Consider the following 23,659-nt stretch of genomic DNA (forward strand, 5'->3'; position numbering starts at 1 on the left):
TTAGGAATTACCTCTTAACCTTTTTAATTCTTTAATTTTTTTCTTTTTTATTGTCAAAAACAGTAAAACAGAAACTCTTATTCTCAAAAGATGAAAAAATTATATTATTTAGTTTTACTATTATTTTGGCTAACTAACTTATTTGCCCAAGAAAGGGACACTCTTTCTTCTGTGCAATTAAAAGAGATACTCCTTATTGGGAAAAAAGCAGCATTAGAACAAAAACAATTTAAAGCATTGGCTACACTCGATGAATATTTGCAACAAAGTGGTGCTGTAGAAATGATAAAAAGAGGCGGCTATGCGTGGGAGCCCAATATTAATAACATGAGTTCAGAACGTACTGTGATAACTATAGACGGTATGCGAATATTTGGAGCATGTACCGATAAAATGGATCCAATTACCTCCTACGTTGAGATTTCCAACCTCTCTGAAGCTACAATTTCTTCGGGGCAGAGTGGAAGCTGTCACGGTCCAACTATTGGAGGTTCAATTGATCTAAAAAGAAGTAAAAGTGAGTTTGGAGAAAATGGAATAAACGGTTATGTTCATTCTGGTTATGAATTTAATAACCAACAAAAGATACTTGGAGCAGCATTGAATTATGCAGATAGTTTGTTTTTTATAGACAACAATGTTATGTTTAGAACAGCAGAAAACTATATAGCGGGTAACAATAAAGAGGTACTGTTTTCACAATTTAGAAAACTAAATATTTCAAATACAATTAGCTATCAATTTAATAAAAATAAATACTTTGAAACGGCTGTTATTTATGATAAAGCTACAGATGTAGGTTATCCTGCGCTACCTATGGATGTGTCTTTGGCAGAAGCTTTAATTACATCATTAAAATTTGAATATCGTTCGTTAGATACAATTATAAACAAACTAGAAACAAAAGTCTACTACAATACTATTACACATACAATGGACGATACTAAGCGTCCTAATGTGCCTATTCATATGGATATGCCGGGTTGGAGTGATACGTATGGCATGTATTTAAATTTGAAAGGAAAAGTGAAAAAAAACACCTTTTCTGTCACTTTTAATTCGTTTTACAATCGTTCTAAAGCGGAAATGACAATGTACCCAAGTGATCCAAATGAAAACATAATGTTTATGCTTACTTGGCCCGATGTTGTTACTTTTTATAATGGAATTTATTTGGATAATACCTACGAACTCAACTGTCATTCATCTCTAAAAATTTCAGGAAGTTTAGGCAATCATTTAAATGAAATTAAAAGCACATTTGGATTAGAAAGTTTGCAAATTTTTTATCCAAACATGAATGCTGCTAAAAACAGAATCTTAAAAAGCTTTGCTTCAAATTACAATTGGAAAAAAGAGAGGCTTGCATTTAATTTCGGATTAGCTTATGGAGAAAGAGCTCCATCAGTTTCAGAAGGTTATGGCTTCTATTTGTTTAACAGTTTTGACCAATTTGATTATGTAGGAAATCCAGATTTAAAAAACGAACAATCTGTTGAAGGCTCGTTTGTTATTCGTTATAAGTCATCAAAATTTAAATCATCATTATCAACTTCATATTTTCATATTTCAAATTACATTATAGGAACAACAGCTGCCACAATTTTGCCTATGACAATTGGAGCAAGTGGTGTGAAAATGTATAATGCTCTAGATTATGCCACTTTAATAAAATCGGTTTTTGATTATGAAATGTATCTTACAAATGATTTAAAATGGATAAATCAAATTGTATATAGTTATGGAAAAGGGAGCGATAATGAAAATCTACCATTTATAAGTCCTTTAGCCTATACGAGTAAAATGCAATTTAAGAAAAGAAAATTTGGTTTAGAGTTAGGTGTTCAAGGGAACCTGATGCATACCCAGTATGCACCAAATTATGGAGAAATTAAAAAGCCTGATTATGCCATTTTGAGTTTCGGCTCTCATTATACTTTTGCTTTTAATAGTTATACATTCAATTTAAAAATGGGAATTGAAAATATATTAGATAGTGAGTATACTACTTTTGCAGATTGGAATACTATACCAAGAGTGGGAAGAAATGTATTTGCAAATATCCTTTTCTCTTTTTGATGCTATTTTTCTATAATCGCTTTATGATGTATTTTTTGTTGCCCTTCTCCGTAACCCAAATTTATCTATTACACCTTTACCTTTATGCTTTTCTTTATGTAGTTTAATTCTATTAATTTAAAATCAAATTTACTAAAATCATTTTTAAACTCAATTTCTTCTGTATGATAAACTGTAATTACAGAATCTTCTTTATAAATAAAAATTATAGGTTCATGTAAATCTAAACCTTCAGTAAAATTATTTTTTTTAAAATTTAATATAGAAGTTTTCCCTGTTCCATTTTGACCATTAATAGAAGTGATATTTAAAATTTCAGATCTGTTTTCTTTTATTGAACTATAATGATTCTTAATAAAAAATGCATTTTTTTAATATGTAATTCTATATTAAAAATAGATCATTAACATAATGTATTAACGGCAAGTAAAATGGCAACTTAAAAAATAAAACCCTGTAAATCAAAAAAAATACAGGGTTGTTTTGTTGAGTTGGAGAGAACATGTCTACTCTGATTTGTCCATATTTTATAAGGCTTGGCAACGGTTAGCATTTTAGGGTAACCGATTTTACCACCTCAATATAGTATTCAAATTGACTTAAATCATATGAGATAAATTTACGAATTATATGTCAGAATTGAAAGTAAATAGTTTAATTTTTGAACTAGTTATTTATATAATATGCGGTTCTACATGTTCGATTTTTAGACCCGTATATTCGCAGAATTCTATAACGCTGATAAGGCTATTTTTAGGCTTATTATAGTCTTTTCTTAGATTACTTAATAATCTAATACTTTGTCGGTAACTCTTTCCTGTAATGCGTTGTATATCCTTTGGATATATGCATATTCTTTTTACTTCCATTTTCATACTCTATCTATACTTTTGACTTGGCTTAGCTATACATCATTTATATAGCTAAAAATACTGTTTTTTTCAATTGGTTTTCTGTGGTTATGGATACGTTTACTTATTATTCTTAGGACTTCTAGTGACATTTATTCCATTGGGTGACATCTAGTACAGGTGCTTAATTTTTGCTTTAAATTTTATCTCAATTTTGCTTTATAATCAATCGGGAATGTTGCAACATGGATTATGATTGAGGAGTTTATTCACGTATTTATTAATTAATTTTTTTAATGTTATGGCTAGACAGAAAGGCATAATTAAATTGAAAGGTACTATCGGTGATATTACTTTTTACAAAACCCAAGATGGTCATTTGGCTCGTGAGAAGGGTGGTATTGACGCTAGTAGAATTGCTAGTGATCCTGCGTTTCAAAGAACGCGTGAGAATGGTTCGGAATTTGGTAGGGCTGGAAAAGCAGGAAAGCTTTTGCGCACTGCTTTTAGACCTTTATTATTGAATTCTGCGGATGGGAGGATGGTAAGTCGTTTGACGCAAGCGATGGTTAAAGTTATTCAAGCGGATTTGACTAGTGATAGAGGTTTGCGTAACGTTATTGACGGTGAAACGGAATTGTTATTTGGTTTTGAGTTTAATATAAGAGGTAAGCTTGGTACTACTTTATTTGCTCCTTTTGTTGCTTCTATTGACCGAGTTGCAGGAGAGATAAAAGTGGATTTAGCTTCTTTCATTCCTGCTAATATGATTGCTGCACCTAGCGGAACAACTCATTTTAAGATTATTTCTGGTGGTGCAGAGGTAGATTTTGAAGCTGAAACATATACAGTGGCAACATCTGAGACTGGAATTTTACCATGGAACAGTACTGCAACTGCTGTTATTAGTCAAACGAATGCGGTTACTGCTAATTCTACTAAACCGCTTTTTTTAACGCTCGGTATTGAATTTTTTCAACAAATTAATGGTCAAATGTATCCATTGAAAAATGGTGCTTATAATCCATTATCTATTGCTAAAGTGAGTGGTGTGTAATGGTTTTGTTTTTGACAAGAACTTATTTCCCTGATGGAACTAATGGTAAACTTGAATGTGCGGGTAAATTAATTGCTTATACGATTGAATTACCATGGAAACAAAATGAAAAGAGGGTTTCTTGTATTCCTGAAGGGAAATATTTTATTAAAAAGCGATTTAGCAACAAGTTTAAGTGGCATTTGGAGGTCATGGATGTGTGTAATAGGAGTTATATTTTGTTTCATCCTGCCAATAACGCCTTATTTGAATTAAACGGCTGTATTGCCCCTGTTACTAAACTTTCTGGTCCTGGTTTAGGTTTATCATCTAGAAGTGCTTTTGAGCGTTTAAAAAGTCTAGTTTATAAAGCCTTAGATCAACATGAAAGTGTCGAATTAATTATTCAATAATTTCCCAATTTGATGGGATTTAAAATGTATAGATTATGAAAAAGATAATAAGAAGAGCTACAGCTCCAACACCTAAATTTTTTAAAGTGCTTCGAAATATTGGTTTGGCTTTTGCTGCTGTAGGAGGTACTATTTTAGCAGCTCCTATTGGGTTACCTGCAATTGTTGTAACTGTTGGTGGTTACTTAGCTGTTGCAGGAGGTGTTTTGACTGCTAGTAGTCAGCTAACGGTAACCGATGACAACGAATAACCCCACTTTAATGGGAACTGCTGGGGGTACGTTTTTAAGTATTTTACCAAATCTTGCTTCTGAGGATATTGTAAAAACAGTTATCTTAGCGGCTGTTGGAGCTGTTGTCAGTTTTTCGATTTCGTTGTTACTTAAATGTTTTAATAAGAAGGACAAAAAATAAGTTTAGCCCTAGTTGTGGTGACCTTTGGGTTAAACAAAATGAAAGCCTAGTCGTAAGACCAGGCTTTTTTTATTTGTTGCAATATCTGTGTAAAATTACTTTTCTAATGTCATTAATTAGGTTTAGGTTTTTAATGAAATTTTTCTCCGATTGTTCTAAAATTTTTAAGTTTTTCACGATTTTTAGATGTTCTTCGTGGTCTTTTATTTCTTGGTTTACTTTTTGTGTAAATTCTTTTTTTACTTCGTTTAAACGTAAAAATGGGATTACTGAACCGCATAAAAAGGGATGCCAAAATTTTGTTTTCCAGAGGGCATATGCGGTAAATTTGATATTGTCTAGGTCTTTAGGGTTTTCAAAAATAATTACAAAGCTATTTGTAAATGGTTCTTGTGATGGTTTTCCGCTATTTAATCCTTTATTTAAAATAAAGATGTGTGGATTTTTGTAAGTTGCGCCTTTTTTGTGCGTTTTAATAGTAAACTTTAGCATATTATCGGGTTTTAATAAATTCAAACATGTTTCTGTTTTTCCTATTTTTTACAACTTGTTTGTGTTTTGCAATGTTTTTTTACAAAATTTTTTTCAAAAGAAAAAAGGAAAAAAAAGAAAGCCGATATTTCTAGTGGAAGGTTTAAAAAAAGCACGTTTTTTGGATAAAATACTACCCAAATGGTTGTTTTTGAAAGGTGTTTTTGTATTATGGGGGATTGTGAGTGGTTTTGTATGGGTGGAGATTTTAGCCAAAACCGTAGGCTTGAACGTGCTTTTTTTAATACCTGGAACAAAGCTTTGTTTTCTTTTTTTTCCTTGTTTTTTTTGAATTTCTATTTTTTTTTGTTTTGAATGATGGTGGTGTTTAAAGGGTGTTTAGAAGGAAAACAAGATGAACTTCTTTTTTAAAGATTTTGGTGCTTTTGTCTTGTTTTCCTTTTAAACACGCTTTACTGGTTGTTGCTTTTTGATGATGCTTTGCAGTGTGCATTTTGGAGGTGTTTTGTTTGGTGGTGTGTTGGCTATTGGGGCATCTTCAAAAAGCAATGTTTACTTTCGTAGTGCGATGGTGCAGTAGCGCAGGAAAGGGTATTCTTTTTTATTTGTTTTTTTAGTGGTTGTGGTGTAGTGGGGCTTTGTGACAAAGAAAAATGAATACTCTTTTTGGCTTTTTTTTGGTTTTTGATGATGCTTTGTAGTGTCCTTTTTTGAGGTGTCTCTTTTGGTGGTGTGGTGGTTATTGGGGCATCTTCAAAAAGCAATGTTTACTTTCGTAGTGCGATGGTGCAGTAGCGCAGGAAAGGGTATTCTTTTTTATTTGTTTTTTTAGTGGTTGTGGTGTAGTGGGGCTTTGTGACAAAGAAAAATGAATACTCTTTTTGGCTTTTTTTTGGTTTTTGATGATGCTTTGTAGTGTCCTTTTTTGAGGTGTCTCTTTTGGTGGTGTGGTGGTTATTGGGGCATCTTCAAAAAGCAATGTTTACTTTCGTAGTGCGATGGTGCAGTAGCGCAGGAAAGGGTATTCTTTTTTATTTGTTTTTTTAGTGGTTGTGGTGTAGTGGGGTTTTGTGACAAAGAAAAATGAATACTCTTTTTGGCTTTTTTGGTTTTTGATGATGCTTTGTAGTGTGCTTTTTTAAGGTGTTTTGTTTGGGGTTGTTTTTGTTATTGGTGCATCTTCAAAAAGCAATGTTTTACTTTCGTGGTGCGATGGTGCAGTAGCGCAAGGAGGTGTATTCTTTTTTATTTGCTTCTTGTTTTTGTGATTGCTTTTATGAATAGCTGATGCCTAAAGAGGGGTGTTTAATTGCTTGTGCTTGGCGATTGGTTTTTTGAAATACTAATTTATCAGCTATTGTAAAAGCAATTATTTTGTTTTTTCTGCTAAAATAAAAAGGAATACTCCTACTGGCTTTTTTGATTTTGTGTGTGCTTTAGGGTTATTTTGAATGGATTATTATTTGTAAAGGTTGTTATGCTATTGAGGCACGCACAAAAGCAATATAAGGATTTCCTATGTATGCGGCTTGTTATTGAAAACCATTGATTGTCTTGCGATGTGTTTTTTTGCAATTTTGCACTGGTTTTCTGCGGTATGCTGATAGTGGTTTGTGAAGGACGGTTTTTTCAATAGCTGGGTGATGCGATGGAAGCTATTGAAAAAGTTGTCCTGGAACAAACGACAAGCGCGTGGGGTGAGCGGCTTTTTTACATAATGTTATTATAATGGGCTTGACCCCTTGCCCGAAGGGATTATAATGCCACATTATGTATAAAAAGCTTGGGAAAAAAAATTACTGGCATGAGTTGCGGAGCGTACGTGTTTTTGTATTGTGTGATGGACAAGCTCTTTGACTGTTGGCTTTTTGGGTCTTCTATTTTAGTGCTTGTTGTTGCCAACGGGAAAAGTGCTTGTTGTGCGGTGGGACAAAAACCATGACAGTAATTTTTTTGGAAGGTAGGGAAGGTAGGGCAATTTCTTTTTTTGTTATCATATAGATACTGCATAGAAGCCTATAGTTGCTCTACTAGCCCCGATGGGAACGGCACCTTGTAGAGTGGACAGCGGGAAAATGGATTGCCAAAAAGCCTGTAGGTTCGCTTCTAATTACAATTATTGTTTTATAATTTTTACGGTTTTTGTGTGGTTGTTTGTTTGTAGGGTTAGGAAGTATATTCCTGCTGCTTGTTTTGAAATATCTATTTGGGTTGTGGTTGTGCTTGATGCTAGTTGTTGGCCGTATGCATTTGTTAGGTAATAGTGATATGTTTCGTTTGTATTGTTTGTTATATATACTAGGTCGCTTGTTACTGTTGGGTATATGATTACCTCAGCAATATTGTATGTTGTTGAGTTTAATACTCCCCATGTGTCTGTTGTTTGAGGGCCATTCCAGATTTTTGTTGCTAGGTATGGATTGTCTATAAATGGGTTTCGATTTCCTTGTGCGTTGTAGATTGCATTATTTCGGTTGATTTCGTGTGTTGAAGGTGGGTCTATTGCATTCCAGTCAAGGAAAACATTTGGCATATCTGTATTTGGTGCGTATGTATTTGCACCTACTCCGATATTGTTTGGTAGGCATTGGGAGGGATAGCGTACATACATATACATTATTATTCTTGCGACATCTCCACGCCATTCATCACCTGGATACCAATTGCCATTACTAGTAATGTAGGATGCTATATTTGAAGCTGCATTTTCGAATACTCTATTGCTTCTTGAGCCGTTTCTTGTGTAGTCTATTGCATGGAGATTGTGTACATCTGACCCAGCGTATTCAAATCCGAGGTTTGGTGTTCCAAGTGATCTTGCGAATACATGTTCACGAACCCATAGCCCTGAACATGATGAAGTGTGACAGGAGAGGTCTTTGTCTCGACTTCTATCATTATCTGCTATAGCATCTGTATTATTCCAACCGTAAAACAATAGAACATTTTGTGTATTAAGTGGGTCTAGGTCTCCTATTTTTATGACATCCCATGTGTCTGTTGCGCTTGATGTATAGGGGATTTCGTTCGTATGTGTGTTGGTTATTAGTGTTGGTTATTAGTGTTGTTAGTTGGTTTTTTAGATTATCTCCTGATTGTGTAAAATCTATACCGGAATAGTATGTTGGTATTTGTCCAAAAGCTATTGAAACAAATAGAATGGATAAAAGCGTGATTTTTTTCATGCTAATAGTGCTTAATGTTGTTTATTTGTTTTTCAAATGTATGTAATTACTTTAAAAATGTTATACTAATTTGTGTAGATTTTGATTTTTGTTATTGTATTCTATTGCAAGTGCCTGATTGAAAGGACTTGGAAGAGGGGTTAAAGCGTAAGATTTGTTTTTTTGACGGTACTTTCTGATGTTTATTTGTTCTTTTTCTGTAAGACGTTTAATGCGGTAATGCGGTTAAAATAGTGCTATTTGATTGTCATTTCTATTTGAAATTTGTTTTGCTACTAAATTTGTTGTGTATGGGAATGCAAATTCGTTATGGTTCTCTTGTTGGAGCCATCGTTGCTCGTCTTCTTTTTTTAAGATTATGGGCATTCTTTTTTTGATGTTATGGATTTCTGCCATTAAGGGATTGGCTTCGGTTGTGACCATTGAAAATGTATTAAGGATAGTGCCAAATTTTTACTAGATATTTATATTTCAAACCCACCTTCAATAATAAATTTTTCTAGAAGGTTATGAATTCTAATATTTACCTTGAATGCGGGTATTGGACTCCCTTCTAATTTTTCGAAATAGGTTTTTGCCTTTGTTTTATCAACTGTGTTTTTTAACTCATCGAAACGACCGTAATCGTTAATGTTTGTTTTATTGATACCAATATCCATTAGATTACGCAATTTCGTTTCATCTAAACCTAGAATCGTTGCTAATTTTTTAATTTGGTCGTTTTTAGCATTGAATAAGTATTCGGTGATATATTCTCTGAATGGCTTACCGTTTTCTAATTTGGCAATACCACTTTGTACATCGTGAATAAAAATATTGGCAAACTTTTGTTCTTCTTGTGTAAGTGACGCAAATGTTTTGTGTAATTCGTCTAAGGTGTTTTGTAATTCTTTTGGATCTACGTTTTTATCTTTTAGATTTTTAAGATACTTTTCGAATCGTGAATTCATGTAATCTGCATCGATTTTTTCGGTATCAATTTCGGTTAGATAGCCTTCAATTTCAAATGGGATTTCTGATGAAGTACCACCACCGCTAGTTGCACTAAATAGCTCTTTATAACGTAAGGCTAATACTAAATAAATATTCTCGTCTAAATTAACTTCGATTTCTATTTTATCTCTTCCAGTACCAAATTGATATTTAAGTTGCTTCCAATTGAAACCTTGTATTTTGGCCGCTTCTAAGTATAAATTGAATTCTTTAAACAATTTTGCAAATCTTCCTCTTTCCTCAACATCATCAGGTAAGCGTTCAAAATTTTCTACTTGTGCTGTAGTAAAAAGTTGGTCGATTTCGTTAAATACATGATTCATTGCATTTAAATTGGAATCTAAATGCTGTACAAATAAATCGACAGGTCTATCTCCTGAATATAATCGTATGGCATTGTTTATATTACTTTCCATGGTATGTGGAAATCTGTAATAACGAATGGTACCGAAAGGTTTTTCAGGTCCAAACAAACGATTGGTACGTGAAAAGGCTTGGATAATATTCTCATATTTTAAAACCTTGTCCATGTACAAGGTGTTTATCCATTTGGAATCGAAACCAGTAAGCATTTGGTCCACCACAATCAAAATGTCAATTTGCTCTTCTGGTTTGTTTTCTATACGGATATAGGGTGCTTTGTGTGCTAAACGAGCTGCAATGTCTTTCTTGAATTTAGCATGTTTGGCTAGGTTGAAATCTTGATTATAACGTTCGTTATAATCTTCGATAATTTCTACTAAACCATCTTCTTTGTATTCACTATTTCCATTATTGTCAATATTTGGGTCGAATAGTGCTGTAATTTTTAAATCGGGTTTTGTGGCTTTTAGTAATCGATAATAGTCTATAGCATCTGCAATACTTGAAGTTGCAAAAATGGCGTGGAATTTACCATTTTGACTTAGTCTCAACCAGTTTTCTAAAATATCGCTTACTACCATTTCAAAATGTTCTTCGCGGTCGTATTGCGAGCTTGGAATATAGTCTTCAATTCCTTTTATGTATTTTCCAGAAGTATTTACATGACCTGCCATTCTAACCTCATTCATGAACTTGAGGTAAATTTCTTTTTTCTTAGTATCGGCAAGTGCTTCTGCTTCATCTACTGCTTTTGCTTTTAGTAGTGCTACGGCTCTGCGTAAATCTCTGTCTTTATACGTTAGCACTTTATAAGGGTCGAAACCTAAAACATTTTTATCTCGAATACCATCAGCAATACTGTAGCGGTGTAATTCATCACCAAAAACAGTTGAAGTGGTATTTAATTTCTTTTGGTTTTCGTTTTGAATAGGCGTTCCTGTAAAACCAAAAAATATGGCTGAAGTAAATGTATTTTTAATGGTAATTAACATATCGCCAAAAGTGGAACGATGCGCTTCGTCGACAATAAAAACGATTCTTTTTTTATTTATGAGTTCAATATCATGTGCTTTTAAACCTTCTTCTTCATCTTTGATGTTACTCATTTTTTGAATAGAGGTCACAATCAACGTATTGGCAGGGTCATTACTTTTTAATTTGGTTACCAAAACACTGGTGTTCTCGGTTGCTTGCACGTCTTCACCTTCTTCTGAAAAACCACGGTATTCTTTAAGGGATTGTGTACCTAATTCGATACGATCCATTAAAAAGATTACTTTGTCTGCATCTTTAGAATTAGCAATTAATTGAGCCGATTTAAAACTGGTCATGGTTTTACCTGAACCTGTAGTGTGCCAAATATAACCGCCTAACGCATATTTATTTTTCCAATCGGTTTTGGCTACTTTGTCTGAAATAGCATTTGCTGCAAAATACTGATAACTACGCATTACTTTTAACACACCATCCGTATCATCGGGCACGGTATAGAAACCGATGAGTTGGTGTGCCATAGGAATAGAAAGTAAAGAAGAGGCAATATCACTCCAATGGTTTATGGGTTCGTTATTGAAATCTGCCCAATGGAAAAAGAAATCTTTATTGAATTTACCATCAGGACCTGGATTGGCAAAATAAAGTGTTTCCTCTGGTTCCATCGCTACAAAGATTTGGACTAAAGAAAACAAATCACTGAAAATGCCATTACGAGCGTATTTTTCTATTTGATGGTGTGCTTGGCTTACTGAAACCCCACTCTTTTTTAACTCGATATGGATTAAAGGCATGCCGTTGATGAGCAATAACAAATCGCCACGACGGTCGTTTAAAATTTTTGATTTAGATTTAAAAATAGGTTGTTGTGCTATTTGGTAGCGACTTTGCCCTGCTGCAATTTCATGGCGGTCGTATATTTTTAGACTCACTTCTTTACCAAAATGCAAAGTATCGTTTGGATTATCTCGTGTAATGGAAACCGTTTTGCCATTAATGAAACCATTTAGCTTTAATGGTGAACGCAAGGTGTTGATTTGCTCCACAATTTGTTGCATTTCGCCTTCTGTTAAAGGATGGTCTCCCAAGCGGTCTATGTCTCTGTTGTTTTCATAGAGGATGCTTGCCCAATTGTTTAACAGGTCTTTCTCAGTAGGGTGTTTTAACACTTCATTTTCCCAACCTTTTTTAGATAGGGCTTGTATTAAGGCTTCTTCAAATGCGGCTTCTGATGTAAACGACATAGTGTATTTATTAAATAAACATTTTAGCTAAAAAGGCTTTTTTGATGTTTTGTAATTTGGTTATTTGAGTTTCTAGATTATCAATCAGACTATCAATATTAAAGAAATAATCTGCTATTTTTTTCTGTTCATTTAAATCTCTTGTAATCCAAACATCGATTTTCATCATAGTATCAGCATTTAATTTTGCACGACCACCTCCGACTAGAAAAGGCTCTATATGGGTTTGAGAAATTGCATATTTAAGATAAAGATTACTTGCTATATTTTCTTTTGCTTGAAGTACATGAGCATGATTATTTACCCAAATTTTACCATTAGTGTATTGTATAGGATAATTTTTCAAATCATTGGCACCATCCTCTGCTATAAGAATAAATTCACCGTCGTGAGTAAAACCTTCAACATAATCTTGAACACCATTTGCTCCATAATAAGGAGTGAAACCTTTTACTCTTTTATCAGCTTTCACTGGAACCCTAAGATTATCATATCTATCTGCAAAATGCTCAATTTTTGTTTCTTCCCAATCTCCAGTAAATCCTTTAAAACGAATTTCTGGAACGGTTTGCCCTTGTTGAGGGAACATTTTAGACAACATGGCTTCTTTTAGGGTTTTGAGTTTGTTGTGTTTTTGTTGGTGTTCTGTTATTAGTTTGTCGAGGTTTTGTATTAGTACACCAATCTTTTTCTGTTCGTCTTTTGAAGTAGAAATATTTACTTTTAAAGACAATAAGTTTTCAGGTTTAACCGATTGACGTTTTACTACAGTCCCTTCTTCGTATTGTAATGCTCTTAATTTAAATTTTTCGCTTTTTACAATTAATTCTATAAATGAAGCTTCTTCCTCTGTTGTAAGCGTAACGTAAATAGGAGAGATAACGCCACGACCATGTTTGTTTCGGTCTATTGCACCATATTTAAGATTAGAAGGATTGTAAACAATATCGTTTAATTCTGTTAATTTATAAATCTTGTTTTCTTGGTCATGTGTTAAATGATCTCGATTATTAGATTTTCGTTCACTACGGTCAATAACCCCTTGACCAGAAGCAAATGCTAATATTGGTGCATCTTCCGTTATTTTTTGCAAGACTTTACGTTCAGTCAAGACTTCACCAAGCTCTTGCTCTTTCCAATTCTCCGTAAACCCTTTAAAACGAACTTGTGGCTTATTCTTTTCCATGTAATAAGGTTTTAAATTCGTTTAGTCCTTGCAGGTCAAAGTCGTTGCCATGTAAATCGTCTATTAAAGTTGCTAGTGTTTTTTCGGCTTGGTTAATTTCATGGGCAACATCTGAGTAGGTGGTTTCGTATTTGCTAGCTAAGGTTTGTACTTTGTTTGCTAGTTGGTCAATAATGGTTTTAGGCAAACTGTTTATTGAATTAACCAAAGGTGTAATCCATTTAAGTTCTAAAAGTTCCTTAATTTGCTCTTCGCTTAAATTTTCAATAGTTGCCTTTGTTTTGTTGTGTAAGGCAATTGTTTCAGTTTTTACTTGCGATTTTAGTATTTTTTCTTCTGCAATTAAATCGTTTACTTTTAGTATGATGGCTTCAAAAGAATCCTCAGTAAAAACTGTATTTTTTTTGTTTTCGGCTTTTATGCGTTTGGCTTCTTTTACTACCTCAGCATTTATAAAGCCGTCTTGTGCTTCGTTTATAGCATCGGTTTCTTTGTCGTCTTCTGCTAGTTTGTCTAATAGTTCTTCGTACTCTGAGGTTATTTCTACTAGTCGGTTTTCTTTCGTTTGTATGTTTTTTAGTTCGTTAGACAAATAGGTTTCTTGTACTAATTCAAATGGCATAATGCGTCCTTTCCAACCTTGTTGTTCTTCCACGTCTTTGCCGTTTTTCTTTTTCATTACCATATTAGGTTCTACTACTTTTGTAGCTTCAAAACCTTCGGTTTGTATGATTTCTAAATCTACTTTTATCACATCCCATTTATCTGATAGTAATTGGTAGGCTTCGTATTTATCTATTAACGGTAACTTTTCTAAACGGTTAAAAATAGCATTGCTTAATACTGTTTTTTCTCTAGAGATTTTAACCGTTTCACAATTAGTAAGTAATTCTTGTTTTAAATAACTATCAAAATCTTGGAATGCTTGGGTAAACTGATTACTAAAATTTACTACTGATTTGTGTTCAGTAATTGTAGCAGTAACATTGTTTACTTTTATTTTCGCATTTACCTCATTATTATTTTCAAATATGGCTTTACGTAATCCTGGAAAAGCTTCCCAATAGTTTTGCAACTCTTCTATTTCGTTTACAGGAATACCGCCAAACATAGAAGCATATATATCCCAGTTCTCAGGATTGTCTGATGAATCTACATAACGTGGAATGTTGAGGTTGTATTCGTTTATACGAATCGTATCTCTTTCTACTTTTTGAGAATACTTTGGTAAGGAAACTCTATCGCGAATGGTATCCGCAATTTTCTTAATATCAGAAGCTCGAAGCTTGTTGTTTTTACCCTCTTTTACAAAACCTTTTGAGGCATCGATAATTAAAACATCCGTATTTGGTCGTTTTTGTTTTAAAATTAAGATGATGGTTGGAATACCAGTACCAAAGAAAATACTTGGTGGTAAGCCTATGATTGCATCAATATGGTTTGCTTCGATTAATTTTTTACGAATGGTATTTTCTTCACCGCCTCTAAACAAAACCCCGTGCGGTAATACTATTGCCATAATACCATCAGGTTTGATATGAAAAAGGTCGTGTAGTAAAAAAGCATAATCTGCTTTAGCTTTAGGAGCCAAACCAAAACGGGCATAACGTGGGTCTGCTTCTTTGTGAGATGGGTCCCATTTTTGCGAATACGGAGGATTGGAAACTACTGCATCTACATACAAAGGATTATATGAATGTACCGGGTCGTTTTCATCAAAATATGGCCAATCGTCTTCTAGTGTATCTCCGTTACGGGTAACTATGTTGTTTGGTAAAATACCTCGCATTACCAAATTCATTCGGGTAAGGTTATAGGTATTTTGTTTTAACTCTTGAGCGTAATATTTGATGTTGTTTTTATCGTCTATGTGTTTTGCAACACTAGCCCCAATATTGATAAGTAAAGATCCCGAGCCACTCGTTGAATCGTAAATTTCAATTATCTTACGGTCTTTTAAATGGTCGGCAATGATTTCAGAAATTAATACCGAAACTTCGTGAGGTGTATAGAATTCTCCCGCTTTTTTACCTGCATTTGCTGCAAATTTTTCGATAAGGTATTCGTAGATAAAACCTAGCACATCGTAATCTTGCTTCGCATCCATTGGGATTACTTTGATTAAATGCAATAAATCGCTAATGGCTTTAGTTTGTGAAGCAGCGCTATCTCCTAATTTACTTAACCCTGTTTGCAAGGTATCGAAAATACCATCAAATAGTTTTTTATGAGCAGGACTTATTAATCGGTTAAAAGCTGATAAGGCATCTCTTAAGTTTGCAATATCAAAATCTTTTCCTTTATTAATCCAAGTAGAAAACAGATTATCATAAGCTATAAAATAACCAATGTTTTTCTTGATATAATCAACAGTATCGGCATCTTCTTCTTTCAATGCTTTTATATCGGCATCGGTGAAATCTTCTTTTTTTAAGAATTGTAATTCGGTTTCTGAAAGGTATTTGTAAAAAATTAAACCTAGAATGTAATCCTTGTATTCGTTTGGCTCAATCTTGGAACGCATTTGGTTTGCTGATTCCCAGATTTTTGCAGCTAATTGTTGTTTGTTCATTTTTATTTCTTGCTTGGAGTATTTTTTTTAAACTTTAATTGCTTCATACTATTTCTGAATAGTGCGTTTTGACGTCGTCAAAAATGTAATTTTAATAAGAGATGTAAACATACAAAAAATAAAAATATGGAGCATAAAATTATAAATCTTACGGTTTTCCGTAATGATGAAAAAAAATTAAACTTTTAAAGACGTTTTGTCCTTAAAAGTTTAATGAAAATTTACTTATAATTAGGTTCTATTGTATGCCATTGGCGAATACAGATTATTAATGAATTCATTGAGTTCTATGAGTTGTAATAAATAGTTTGAGTTCGCTGGGATTGGTGTAAACTCTATTTTTTTTTTAGATGATTTTTAAATACTATTTTTAATCTAAAAATTACTGTGTTTAAATGTTGATTTTTCCCATCCTTGAATCCAATTGTTAGCCACTAGATGGAAGAGGTCGTCGTTGGTTTTGGTTTTTAGAATTTCTAAGCCTTCTGCTACTTCTTGTAAGTGCCACCCTTTGCTATTTAGTGTTAGCCATGCTTCTTTTAATTGGTTATTGGCTATGTAATTTTCAAATAGTTCTTTTTTATTGTTTTCTTTGAGTAGCCATTTTGGAGTGGTGGGTTGTGCTTTTATTTTTTCGTAAACAGTTGGTGATAGTTCAAAAGAACAAGTATTGTTAATTTGGGATTGATTAAAATTGTCGTATGAGCATGGGAAGTCACCTTTGTATTGGGTTATGTCATTGATAATATCTAAAGGTAAATTATTTTTAAAATGTACCATTTCATTGAAAAACTCTGTGTTATCGCCGTAAGTAATTGAAAATTCATCTATTTCCTTACATTCTTTAAAATCTATTTGGTTGGCAAAAGTAATAATCTCATCTGTTATGCCTTCCTCTGACATAATCATGGGTAATATTAAATATACTGATAGTTGCTTAAAATTGAATGCTTTTTCAATAATTGAACCGTATTCTAGATTAAGTTCTACCAATGTGTTGTTTCTATCTACGAAAAAATGATGTATTATACCTTTGTATGATGCACCATATCCTAGAAAGAATGGAATTAGACATGGTGGGTGAGGATACCAATGCTTATCAACTTGATTGTAATCATCGAGGTATGGAATATTTACTTCGTTGAAAATTAGTTTTTTAAGATTAGAGTCGATGTTTAATTCCTTGAGAATCCTTGTTAAATTATCATTAATCACTTTTACTTTATATTTTATATATAATGTTTATTGTACTGTCTTTTGAGTCTCCTTTTTTCTTGCACTAGTTGATGATTACGTAAATATTCGACCGTTTCTTCTCTAAAAATGTGGTCAATTTGAATTAATGTACTATTATTTACAGTAGATTCAGTAAAAGATTTTGCCCTTTTTTATTTGTTACTGGAACAACTAATACTTCTAGAATTATCTAAATTATTTAGTACTTCAAGCTATTTTTATTTAGTCATTTTCTAATTCTTCCCATTCTTTGTCCCATTCTTCTGTTAATTTTTTATCTTCCAAATTATCAATATGCGGATCTCTTGAACCGTGCTCATTAAATGTATATTCTACTTTGCCTGTACTATCTGATATAACATAAAAAAATTCTTTAATTTCTCCAAACAATTCATAAGTAGCAATTACAATCCATGCTTTTTGACCTTCAACATCAAATTTTTCATTATAATGAGCTTTCTTAATTTCATTTTTTAAACTTGGATGCTTTTTTTTGTATTCTGCTGCTATTTCTATAGCTTGTTTTTCAGTATGTTTCATTTTATTTTATTTTAGAATGTATAGTCCTGTTTCTGGGTTTTTTGGAGGCCAATATCCTTTCTCGACATATTCAATATATGCATTAGCATGATTAATTTGTCTATCCGTTAAAACATCTTTATTTTTCATTAATTCATCGCGAACATATATTTCTTTTTCAAGTCTAGTCTGATTGTTATAAGCTTCATCACCAAGTTTATAATTTTGTTTAGCGTGATGACCTTCATGAGTAGCTTCATAAGTTGATGGCGGTCTTTTTAAATAAATTGTTTTAATTAAAAATACCAAAATCTATTCAACAAGATTGATTAGGAAAGTTTTACTAAATTCAATTGTTTCTTCGTTCAGTAATTCACAAATTTGTATTTTGGCATTTTTGATTGAAAAACCTTCCTTACACAGGTAGTAATCACCCATCACCTTAAAGTCATAATCATAATAAATATCATCGTTTTCATCATAATATTTTTTAATTTTATTGAACAATATCTCATAATCTATTTCTTCATTATTTTCTATTATACCGGAACAAGTCATATTTATTGTTCCATCTCGTTCTATATTATGGATATGCATATAAAAATCTACATTCCAAATGCAATCTTCTAAAAAATTTGAACTAATTTTAAGTTTGTGAGTTTGTAATGATTCTTCATTAGATAATCCCGACCTAAAATAACCAGGAAAACAGAATAATAAAAGTAAACTATTTTTAATGTCTTTTTTTAAACTAGATTTATCTATCTTAACAAGGATTTCATTCAAAGTAGATTGCTCCTCATTAGATAGATTTTTGTAAAATTCATCATTGTGAACATCTTCAATTTGTTCTTTTTTAAAATCTTCTTCCACAAAAAGTATATCAGTAACTTGGCCTTCTTTGTTAAGTTGTAAAATATACTTCTTTTTTAAATTCATGATTTTATTAAAAAAAGAAGAAAGCTTTTGAGGAAGACTATCAAACTCTATTTTTGAGAATTCAATTGCTATAAACATGTTACCTGTATCATCTTTACGCAACACTTTATTTTGCATAAATACGGTAGTCTTTCTCGTTTCTAATTCAAACTCTTCAAGATAAGCTTCGTCCAAAACCTCAATTTTATATATCCATTTTTTACCTATTGGAAAACTTTTATTTTTGAGGATGTCATATTTAATTATCATATTTTCATCAAATTATTTATTAGAAGTATTTATTAAATCATAGAACTTAGGCTATTTAAATGATTATTATACAAGAAGATTTTAAATTAAAATCCATTAGCTTTTATTTTTTTTAATATTAAATTGTTATAAATTATAAACGGCAATGGACATAGAAAAATATTTAATAAATAAAAATATTTATATAAATAAAAATCTTCTAAATAAAACTGATTTACTTTTAAAAATTTTGAAACGACATTAAATATTAAAATTATAAGTACTAGAAGAATTAAAAATGAAATTGCCCCATATTTTTTTGTTAAATTGTTAAAATTTTCAATCCAACTTTTTATTTTATTTTTATTATTTTTCTCATCAAAATAAATTTTCTTTAAGGACATAAAATCGGTAAGAAAAATTATATTTAACAAGAACAGAATTAATGAAACAAGCATTGACAGCCATCTGTAATCATAAATAACAAAATATAACATACTAAGTTTGCTTTTGTTTTTAGTATTCTCAATACCAATTACAGCATTTTTATTGATAAAATCTACTTTGATTGAATCCCCAGTTTTTATATCTAAATAAGTATTTTGGTTAAAAAAATCATTATCAAAACTATACTTTACTTTTTCTCCATTTGACAAAAAAATAACAGTATTTATATTTCTTCTTTTTTTTTCCAACTTAATATCAATTACTTTCTCATAATATGTTTCCTTACTTTTTACTACATTTAAGAATGTAAATAAAACAGGAAAAACATATAATGCAAATAATATTAAATTAAACTTGTTTACATATCTTATATCTAATAATTTATTCATATGACGTTATTAAAAGTTTTGAGCTTGAACATTAACTAAAGCTTTCGCTTTTTCTTCTTCGTTCAGATTATTATCAGCATGCCGTTGTAATGATGCAGAAACTACATCTGCTACCCAAGTAATTCCTGTTAAAATAGCAAAATCTCTAACACCATGCATCACTTTTGTGGATGCATATTTGTTATAGTACCCTCTACCTCTTGCGGTCGCTAAGTTTTTTTGTCTGTTAGCTGGATTTCTCCTAGTATCATGATTAAGCGATTTAGGTTTATCTATAGGTCTTGCTAAAGTTCCGTTTTTATCTCTAACTAAAGGTGATTTCTTATTATATTCTCTCCTAACTTCTGCTCTAGTAGGTCTATATTCAGCGTCTCCAATTCCTTGTTTTTGATTACTGTATTCAATTATTGGGTCTGTGATTAAACTTGGAGGGTCATCAAGATAAAAAGTTGATTCTTCAAAAGTAGTATTATCCTCATTTTTTTTAGTAGCCATTTCAGATTCGGAAACTCTGTCGTTGTATGGAACTAATTGTTGTGCTAGTGAATCTCTGGCATTATCTAAATGTTTGTCTACAAACTCTGCTGTCTTATAATTTAGAACACCTCCCATAAGAAACACCCCCATTTGCCAAGATTTTAGTCCTGCTGTGTATGCAATTGAGATGCCCGAACCCACAAAAGCTCCCATTCCAGCTGCTCCAATGATTTCTACTAAGTTTCTTGTAGCAAATGCATTTCTTTGCCTATTAGCTGCTGCTTCACTATAAAATATAAAAACCTTTCCTCCAAAACCAATACTACATGTTAAGGTAGAGGTTGATAATAACATTTTTTGTCCACCAAGTTTTACATTTTGATGGTGTAGCTCCCATTTTGCATTCATTGTTGCTAAATAACACCATGGAATACCAGACATACCCATTCCTGTAGCAGCAGCTGCACCAATAGCTGCACCAATTGCAATAGCTGCTAATCCACCAGTTGCTGCTGTTGCAACTAATATTAATGCAGTAAGTGCCCCAACAATAATACCCAACCATTTGCAACCAAAGCTTCTAGGTTTATCTTCTATAGTTGCCCATAAATTTCCATTTACTATTTTTGCTTCTCTGTTAGCAACGATTAAATCGCTCTTAGTCATTCCGTTTGAACAAACTAAATGCACATTTTGTGGAACATATTTACTCATTTGTTGCTAAGTTTAATTTATGTTGAATAATTACTTCAAAAACATCATTAATGTTTTCTTGGACTACAATCTCTGAATTTACAATTGCATTTGTTTTTTTATGAAGTAAGTAATTATGCGAAATGCTATTTTTGTAACTTTTGATGCTGTTTGGAAAGTTTGGGAAATTCTTTTTTAGTTCAGCTTCCAATTCATTTAAGTCTGTAGTTTGGTCAAACTTGCTACTTACTCTAACCTCAATAAAATCATCATCAATAGCATAATAAGTTACTTCATTATCAAATGCAATTTTAACACTTTGTATTATGGATGAAAATCTTTTAGATCTAAACTTTTGAGTGTTTTGGTCTTCCGAAAAATGTAAGCCATAAAAAGGATATATTAAATTATAGAAAACAATAGAATTTTTTATTCCGTTATGATAAGGATAATTTAAATCATACTCTAAATCTCCTTGATCGATAATGTTTTTTTGACTTTCTTTCGGCATTTTAATAAAAACCGCATCATATTGTAAATCATTTTTAAATGCTTTCCATTTTTCATTTAGCTCAGACTGATTTACAACTTTCAGAACTTCACCATTGTTGTCTATATATAAAATCAAACGATGCGAAATTTTTTCAATTTTTCCAGCAAAATCTATAATGTCTTGAATTTGCTCTAAACCACCTTCACTTTTTAAATTAGCAATATTAAATTCGACTACAACAGCATTCTCTTTTCTTTCTACTTTTTTTTGTTTTACAATTAAGTTTGTTATAGAATCGGACAATACAACTCCATTTATTTTAAAATGTGTTTTTTGAGTTGAATTGTAACTATTTTCCTTGTCAACTTGAAATTTATAAATTAGTTTATCCATTATTTAATAATCATTGGTAATTTAAAAAAGGCCTTTAAATTTTTTAGTTAATATTAACGTCTTTCCCTTTTATAGTAACATTTCCATCGATAACAATGCCTGGCGTGCCATCTTTTTTACCTAGTGCTGTCTTTGTTTTTCCTACAACATTTATGGTATCAGATTCAATATTTATTCCAGTTTCAGTTATTTCTATAAAACTAGAACCCACTTTAAGTTTTATATTTGTTTTTCCATCTAATATGATATTTCCATCACTATCCATTTTTAAAACACTTTCCCCATTTTTTCCAACATTTATTTGGTTTGTAGCAGCACTACTTGTCGAAGCATTACCCTCACCATCAAATAGCATATTAACAGTACCTTGATCAGTAATACAGAAACTACCTGAAGCATCGTCCATGATTATTTTATTACCGCTTCTCGTTTGTATTACTTTTTTATCGTTGCCCGAAGTTGCGTAATTACTACCAGCCTTTCCATTGTACATGGCTCCTAAAACAAATGGCTTTTCTGCATTACCCGCTTCAAAACCTACGAGTACTTCTTCACCAATTTCAGGAATAAAATACATTCCTTTTCCACCTCCTGCGTGCGGGTTTATCATTCTGATCCAAGGAGTACTATCTTCCTGCCAAGGAAATTTTACTTTTATTCGACCAAGAGCTTTCGGGTCATTATTATCTGTAACTATAGCTGCTTGAGTATCTGCTACTGGATGATTGTGTACGTTTCCATAGGGAGGAGCTAGAACACTATCTGGAACAGCTTGAAACGTGTTATGATAACTACCCGTTTCATCGCATACATGAACTAAGTCGGTAATAATGTAGCTACCAAAATTTTGTTCTTTAAGACCATCTGCTAAGTTACCTGTTATAGAAAAAGCAGGTTCCTGTATTGAGACAATGTCTCCAATTCGTAGTCCTGTTTCATCACTGTCTCCCTTAGCTGTCACTAAATCGGCTGAACGAGCATAAAGTTGTGTTTTAACTCTATCTATTAAGTGCGTTCTAGCACTACCTTCTTCAATAGGGTGGGTATAGAGCATTGTAGCAGTCTGGGGAAATAATTTTTTTGAAGTCTCAAACATTATTTTTGCGTAGCCTTCTGGTTGGTAGTTAATCTCTATTGCATCGGCTCTTTGAGTTTCTGCATTGCTTGGATCGTATCCTAAATACTCAACACTTAATGGTTTAGTCCTCATTTCAATATTAAAACTGTGTAATGATTTACCGTATTCTAGCGTAAAGTTTTTTGCTTTTAATGCTCCAAAAACTAATTCTTCTCCATTAAAAAAGAACCATTTTCCTTTTTTTTGTGCTAATCTTGCTAAGAACCCAAAATCGCTTTCTCTATATTGTACTGTATATGTTAATGAGGTGTCGTTTTTAATATTTATATGTGGTCTTAACGGGAATCGTTCATAATCACTTAAAATTCTTTTAATAATGTCTGTTAAAGATTCGTCTGAAAACGATTTGGTTTTTGGTATTCCTTCTAATGCTATCGTTGGGCTATATCCGTTTATAATTATGCCACCAGATGCTCCAGATGTTCTTATCATTTGCGCCTCTGAAATGATACCATAGAAAATAAATGGAGCTTCTGTTTTTAGATTATTGGGCTGAATTTCAATTTTTATTGGTTTACCAATGTAACTTTGAGATTTATCTATTGCTTGATTAACAAATTCCCGAGGAATTGGTTGTAATATAGAAAAAGTATGATGAGTATGTACTTTTTGATTGATGACTAATTTTGAGAATCTAGATATAGGTTCACCATCTATGTGAATGCTGATTTTTGTACTAATTGCCATGTTTCTTTTTTATATTTGTTGTTGTTTAAATGTTCTTTGAATAAAAAAATGTATTTTAACATTTTAATTATCTTCATAACGTTACTCATTATAAAAAATTATCATAGTTTGGTAGGTTTTTTGTTCTTTAAAAACAATATCATAAAACATTTAAGCGTATTACAAATATTTCATGTAATTTTTTACACTATACTCTTTT

Annotated in this window: 20 protein-coding genes; 5 read left to right on the forward strand and 15 right to left on the reverse strand. The window is 32.1% G+C overall.

All coding sequences use genetic code 11. The features are described from left to right. Positions 1 to 90 precede the first annotated feature (90 nt). The 5 genes from ACZ49Z_RS15340 (at position 91) to ACZ49Z_RS15360 (ending at position 4,793) form a co-directional block, all read left to right on the forward strand. Positions 91 to 2,079, forward strand: coding sequence for a TonB-dependent receptor domain-containing protein (locus ACZ49Z_RS15340; RefSeq protein WP_464305176.1), 1,989 nt, complete (start codon positions 91 to 93; stop codon positions 2,077 to 2,079). A gap of 1,152 nt (positions 2,080 to 3,231) precedes the next feature. Next, positions 3,232 to 3,987, forward strand: a complete 756-nt coding sequence (locus ACZ49Z_RS15345; protein WP_464305177.1) for a hypothetical protein — start codon at positions 3,232 to 3,234, stop codon at positions 3,985 to 3,987. Beyond that, positions 3,987 to 4,379 (forward strand): DUF5675 family protein, encoded by a 393-nt coding sequence (locus ACZ49Z_RS15350; protein WP_464305178.1) that lies wholly within the window; start codon positions 3,987 to 3,989, stop codon positions 4,377 to 4,379. The genes ACZ49Z_RS15345 and ACZ49Z_RS15350 overlap by 1 nt, the downstream gene beginning before the upstream one ends. A gap of 35 nt (positions 4,380 to 4,414) precedes the next feature. Further along, positions 4,415 to 4,630, forward strand: coding sequence for a hypothetical protein (locus ACZ49Z_RS15355; protein WP_464305179.1), 216 nt, complete (start codon positions 4,415 to 4,417; stop codon positions 4,628 to 4,630). Beyond that, positions 4,617 to 4,793: a hypothetical protein gene (locus ACZ49Z_RS15360; protein WP_464305180.1), complete on the forward strand. Its 177-nt coding sequence runs from the start codon at positions 4,617 to 4,619 to the stop codon at positions 4,791 to 4,793. The genes ACZ49Z_RS15355 and ACZ49Z_RS15360 overlap by 14 nt, the downstream gene beginning before the upstream one ends. A 69-nt stretch (positions 4,794 to 4,862) precedes the next feature. Here the strand turns inward: ACZ49Z_RS15360 and ACZ49Z_RS15365 are convergent, their stop codons facing one another. From ACZ49Z_RS15365 to ACZ49Z_RS15435, 15 genes are all read right to left on the reverse strand, one after another. Further along, positions 4,863 to 5,285: a DUF6943 family protein gene (locus ACZ49Z_RS15365; protein ID WP_464305181.1), complete on the reverse strand. Its 423-nt coding sequence runs from the start codon at positions 5,283 to 5,285 to the stop codon at positions 4,863 to 4,865. A gap of 2,116 nt (positions 5,286 to 7,401) precedes the next feature. Continuing rightward, on the reverse strand, positions 7,402 to 8,331 hold the full coding sequence (locus ACZ49Z_RS15370) for an endonuclease (RefSeq protein WP_464308074.1): 930 nt from the start codon (positions 8,329 to 8,331) through the stop codon (positions 7,402 to 7,404). Next, on the reverse strand, positions 8,240 to 8,470 hold the full coding sequence (locus tag ACZ49Z_RS15375) for a hypothetical protein (RefSeq protein WP_464305182.1): 231 nt from the start codon (positions 8,468 to 8,470) through the stop codon (positions 8,240 to 8,242). The genes ACZ49Z_RS15370 and ACZ49Z_RS15375 overlap by 92 nt, the downstream gene beginning before the upstream one ends. A 225-nt stretch (positions 8,471 to 8,695) precedes the next feature. Beyond that, on the reverse strand, positions 8,696 to 8,911 hold the full coding sequence (locus ACZ49Z_RS15380; protein WP_464308075.1) for an SOS response-associated peptidase family protein: 216 nt from the start codon (positions 8,909 to 8,911) through the stop codon (positions 8,696 to 8,698). 23 nt (positions 8,912 to 8,934) lie between these two features. After that, positions 8,935 to 12,063, reverse strand: a complete 3,129-nt coding sequence (locus ACZ49Z_RS15385) for a type I restriction endonuclease subunit R (RefSeq protein WP_464305183.1) — start codon at positions 12,061 to 12,063, stop codon at positions 8,935 to 8,937. 10 nt (positions 12,064 to 12,073) lie between these two features. Next, the gene (locus ACZ49Z_RS15390; RefSeq protein WP_464305184.1) at positions 12,074 to 13,249 is read right to left on the reverse strand and encodes a restriction endonuclease subunit S; all 1,176 of its coding nucleotides are present in this window, start codon (positions 13,247 to 13,249) and stop codon (positions 12,074 to 12,076) included. Next, positions 13,236 to 15,821, reverse strand: a complete 2,586-nt coding sequence (locus ACZ49Z_RS15395) for a type I restriction-modification system subunit M (RefSeq protein WP_464305185.1) — start codon at positions 15,819 to 15,821, stop codon at positions 13,236 to 13,238. Before ACZ49Z_RS15395 ends, ACZ49Z_RS15390 begins: the two co-directional genes overlap by 14 nt. Positions 15,822 to 16,196: 375 nt before the next feature. Next, complete coding sequence (locus ACZ49Z_RS15400; protein WP_464305186.1) at positions 16,197 to 17,036, reverse strand: hypothetical protein; 840 nt, start codon at positions 17,034 to 17,036, stop codon at positions 16,197 to 16,199. A 243-nt stretch (positions 17,037 to 17,279) separates the two neighbouring features. Beyond that, positions 17,280 to 17,597, reverse strand: a complete 318-nt coding sequence (locus ACZ49Z_RS15405) for a hypothetical protein (RefSeq protein WP_464305187.1) — start codon at positions 17,595 to 17,597, stop codon at positions 17,280 to 17,282. A gap of 6 nt (positions 17,598 to 17,603) precedes the next feature. Next, positions 17,604 to 17,885, reverse strand: a complete 282-nt coding sequence (locus ACZ49Z_RS15410; protein WP_464305188.1) for a zincin-like metallopeptidase toxin domain-containing protein — start codon at positions 17,883 to 17,885, stop codon at positions 17,604 to 17,606. A gap of 3 nt (positions 17,886 to 17,888) precedes the next feature. Beyond that, positions 17,889 to 18,764 carry a hypothetical protein gene (locus ACZ49Z_RS15415; RefSeq protein ID WP_464305189.1) on the reverse strand — a complete coding sequence of 292 codons (876 nt, stop codon included), beginning with the start codon at positions 18,762 to 18,764 and terminating at the stop codon, positions 17,889 to 17,891. A gap of 86 nt (positions 18,765 to 18,850) precedes the next feature. Continuing rightward, positions 18,851 to 19,579, reverse strand: a complete 729-nt coding sequence (locus ACZ49Z_RS15420) for a hypothetical protein (protein ID WP_464305190.1) — start codon at positions 19,577 to 19,579, stop codon at positions 18,851 to 18,853. Positions 19,580 to 19,588: 9 nt separating this feature from the next. Further along, positions 19,589 to 20,770: a PAAR-like protein gene (locus ACZ49Z_RS15425; RefSeq protein ID WP_464305191.1), complete on the reverse strand. Its 1,182-nt coding sequence runs from the start codon at positions 20,768 to 20,770 to the stop codon at positions 19,589 to 19,591. After that, positions 20,763 to 21,635 (reverse strand): hypothetical protein, encoded by an 873-nt coding sequence (locus ACZ49Z_RS15430; protein ID WP_464305192.1) that lies wholly within the window; start codon positions 21,633 to 21,635, stop codon positions 20,763 to 20,765. Before ACZ49Z_RS15430 ends, ACZ49Z_RS15425 begins: the two co-directional genes overlap by 8 nt. A gap of 43 nt (positions 21,636 to 21,678) precedes the next feature. Further along, positions 21,679 to 23,460, reverse strand: a complete 1,782-nt coding sequence (locus ACZ49Z_RS15435; protein ID WP_464305193.1) for a type VI secretion system Vgr family protein — start codon at positions 23,458 to 23,460, stop codon at positions 21,679 to 21,681. Positions 23,461 to 23,659: the final 199 nt, after the last annotated feature.

The organism is Flavobacterium sp. KY-23415 (genome assembly GCF_055384985.1).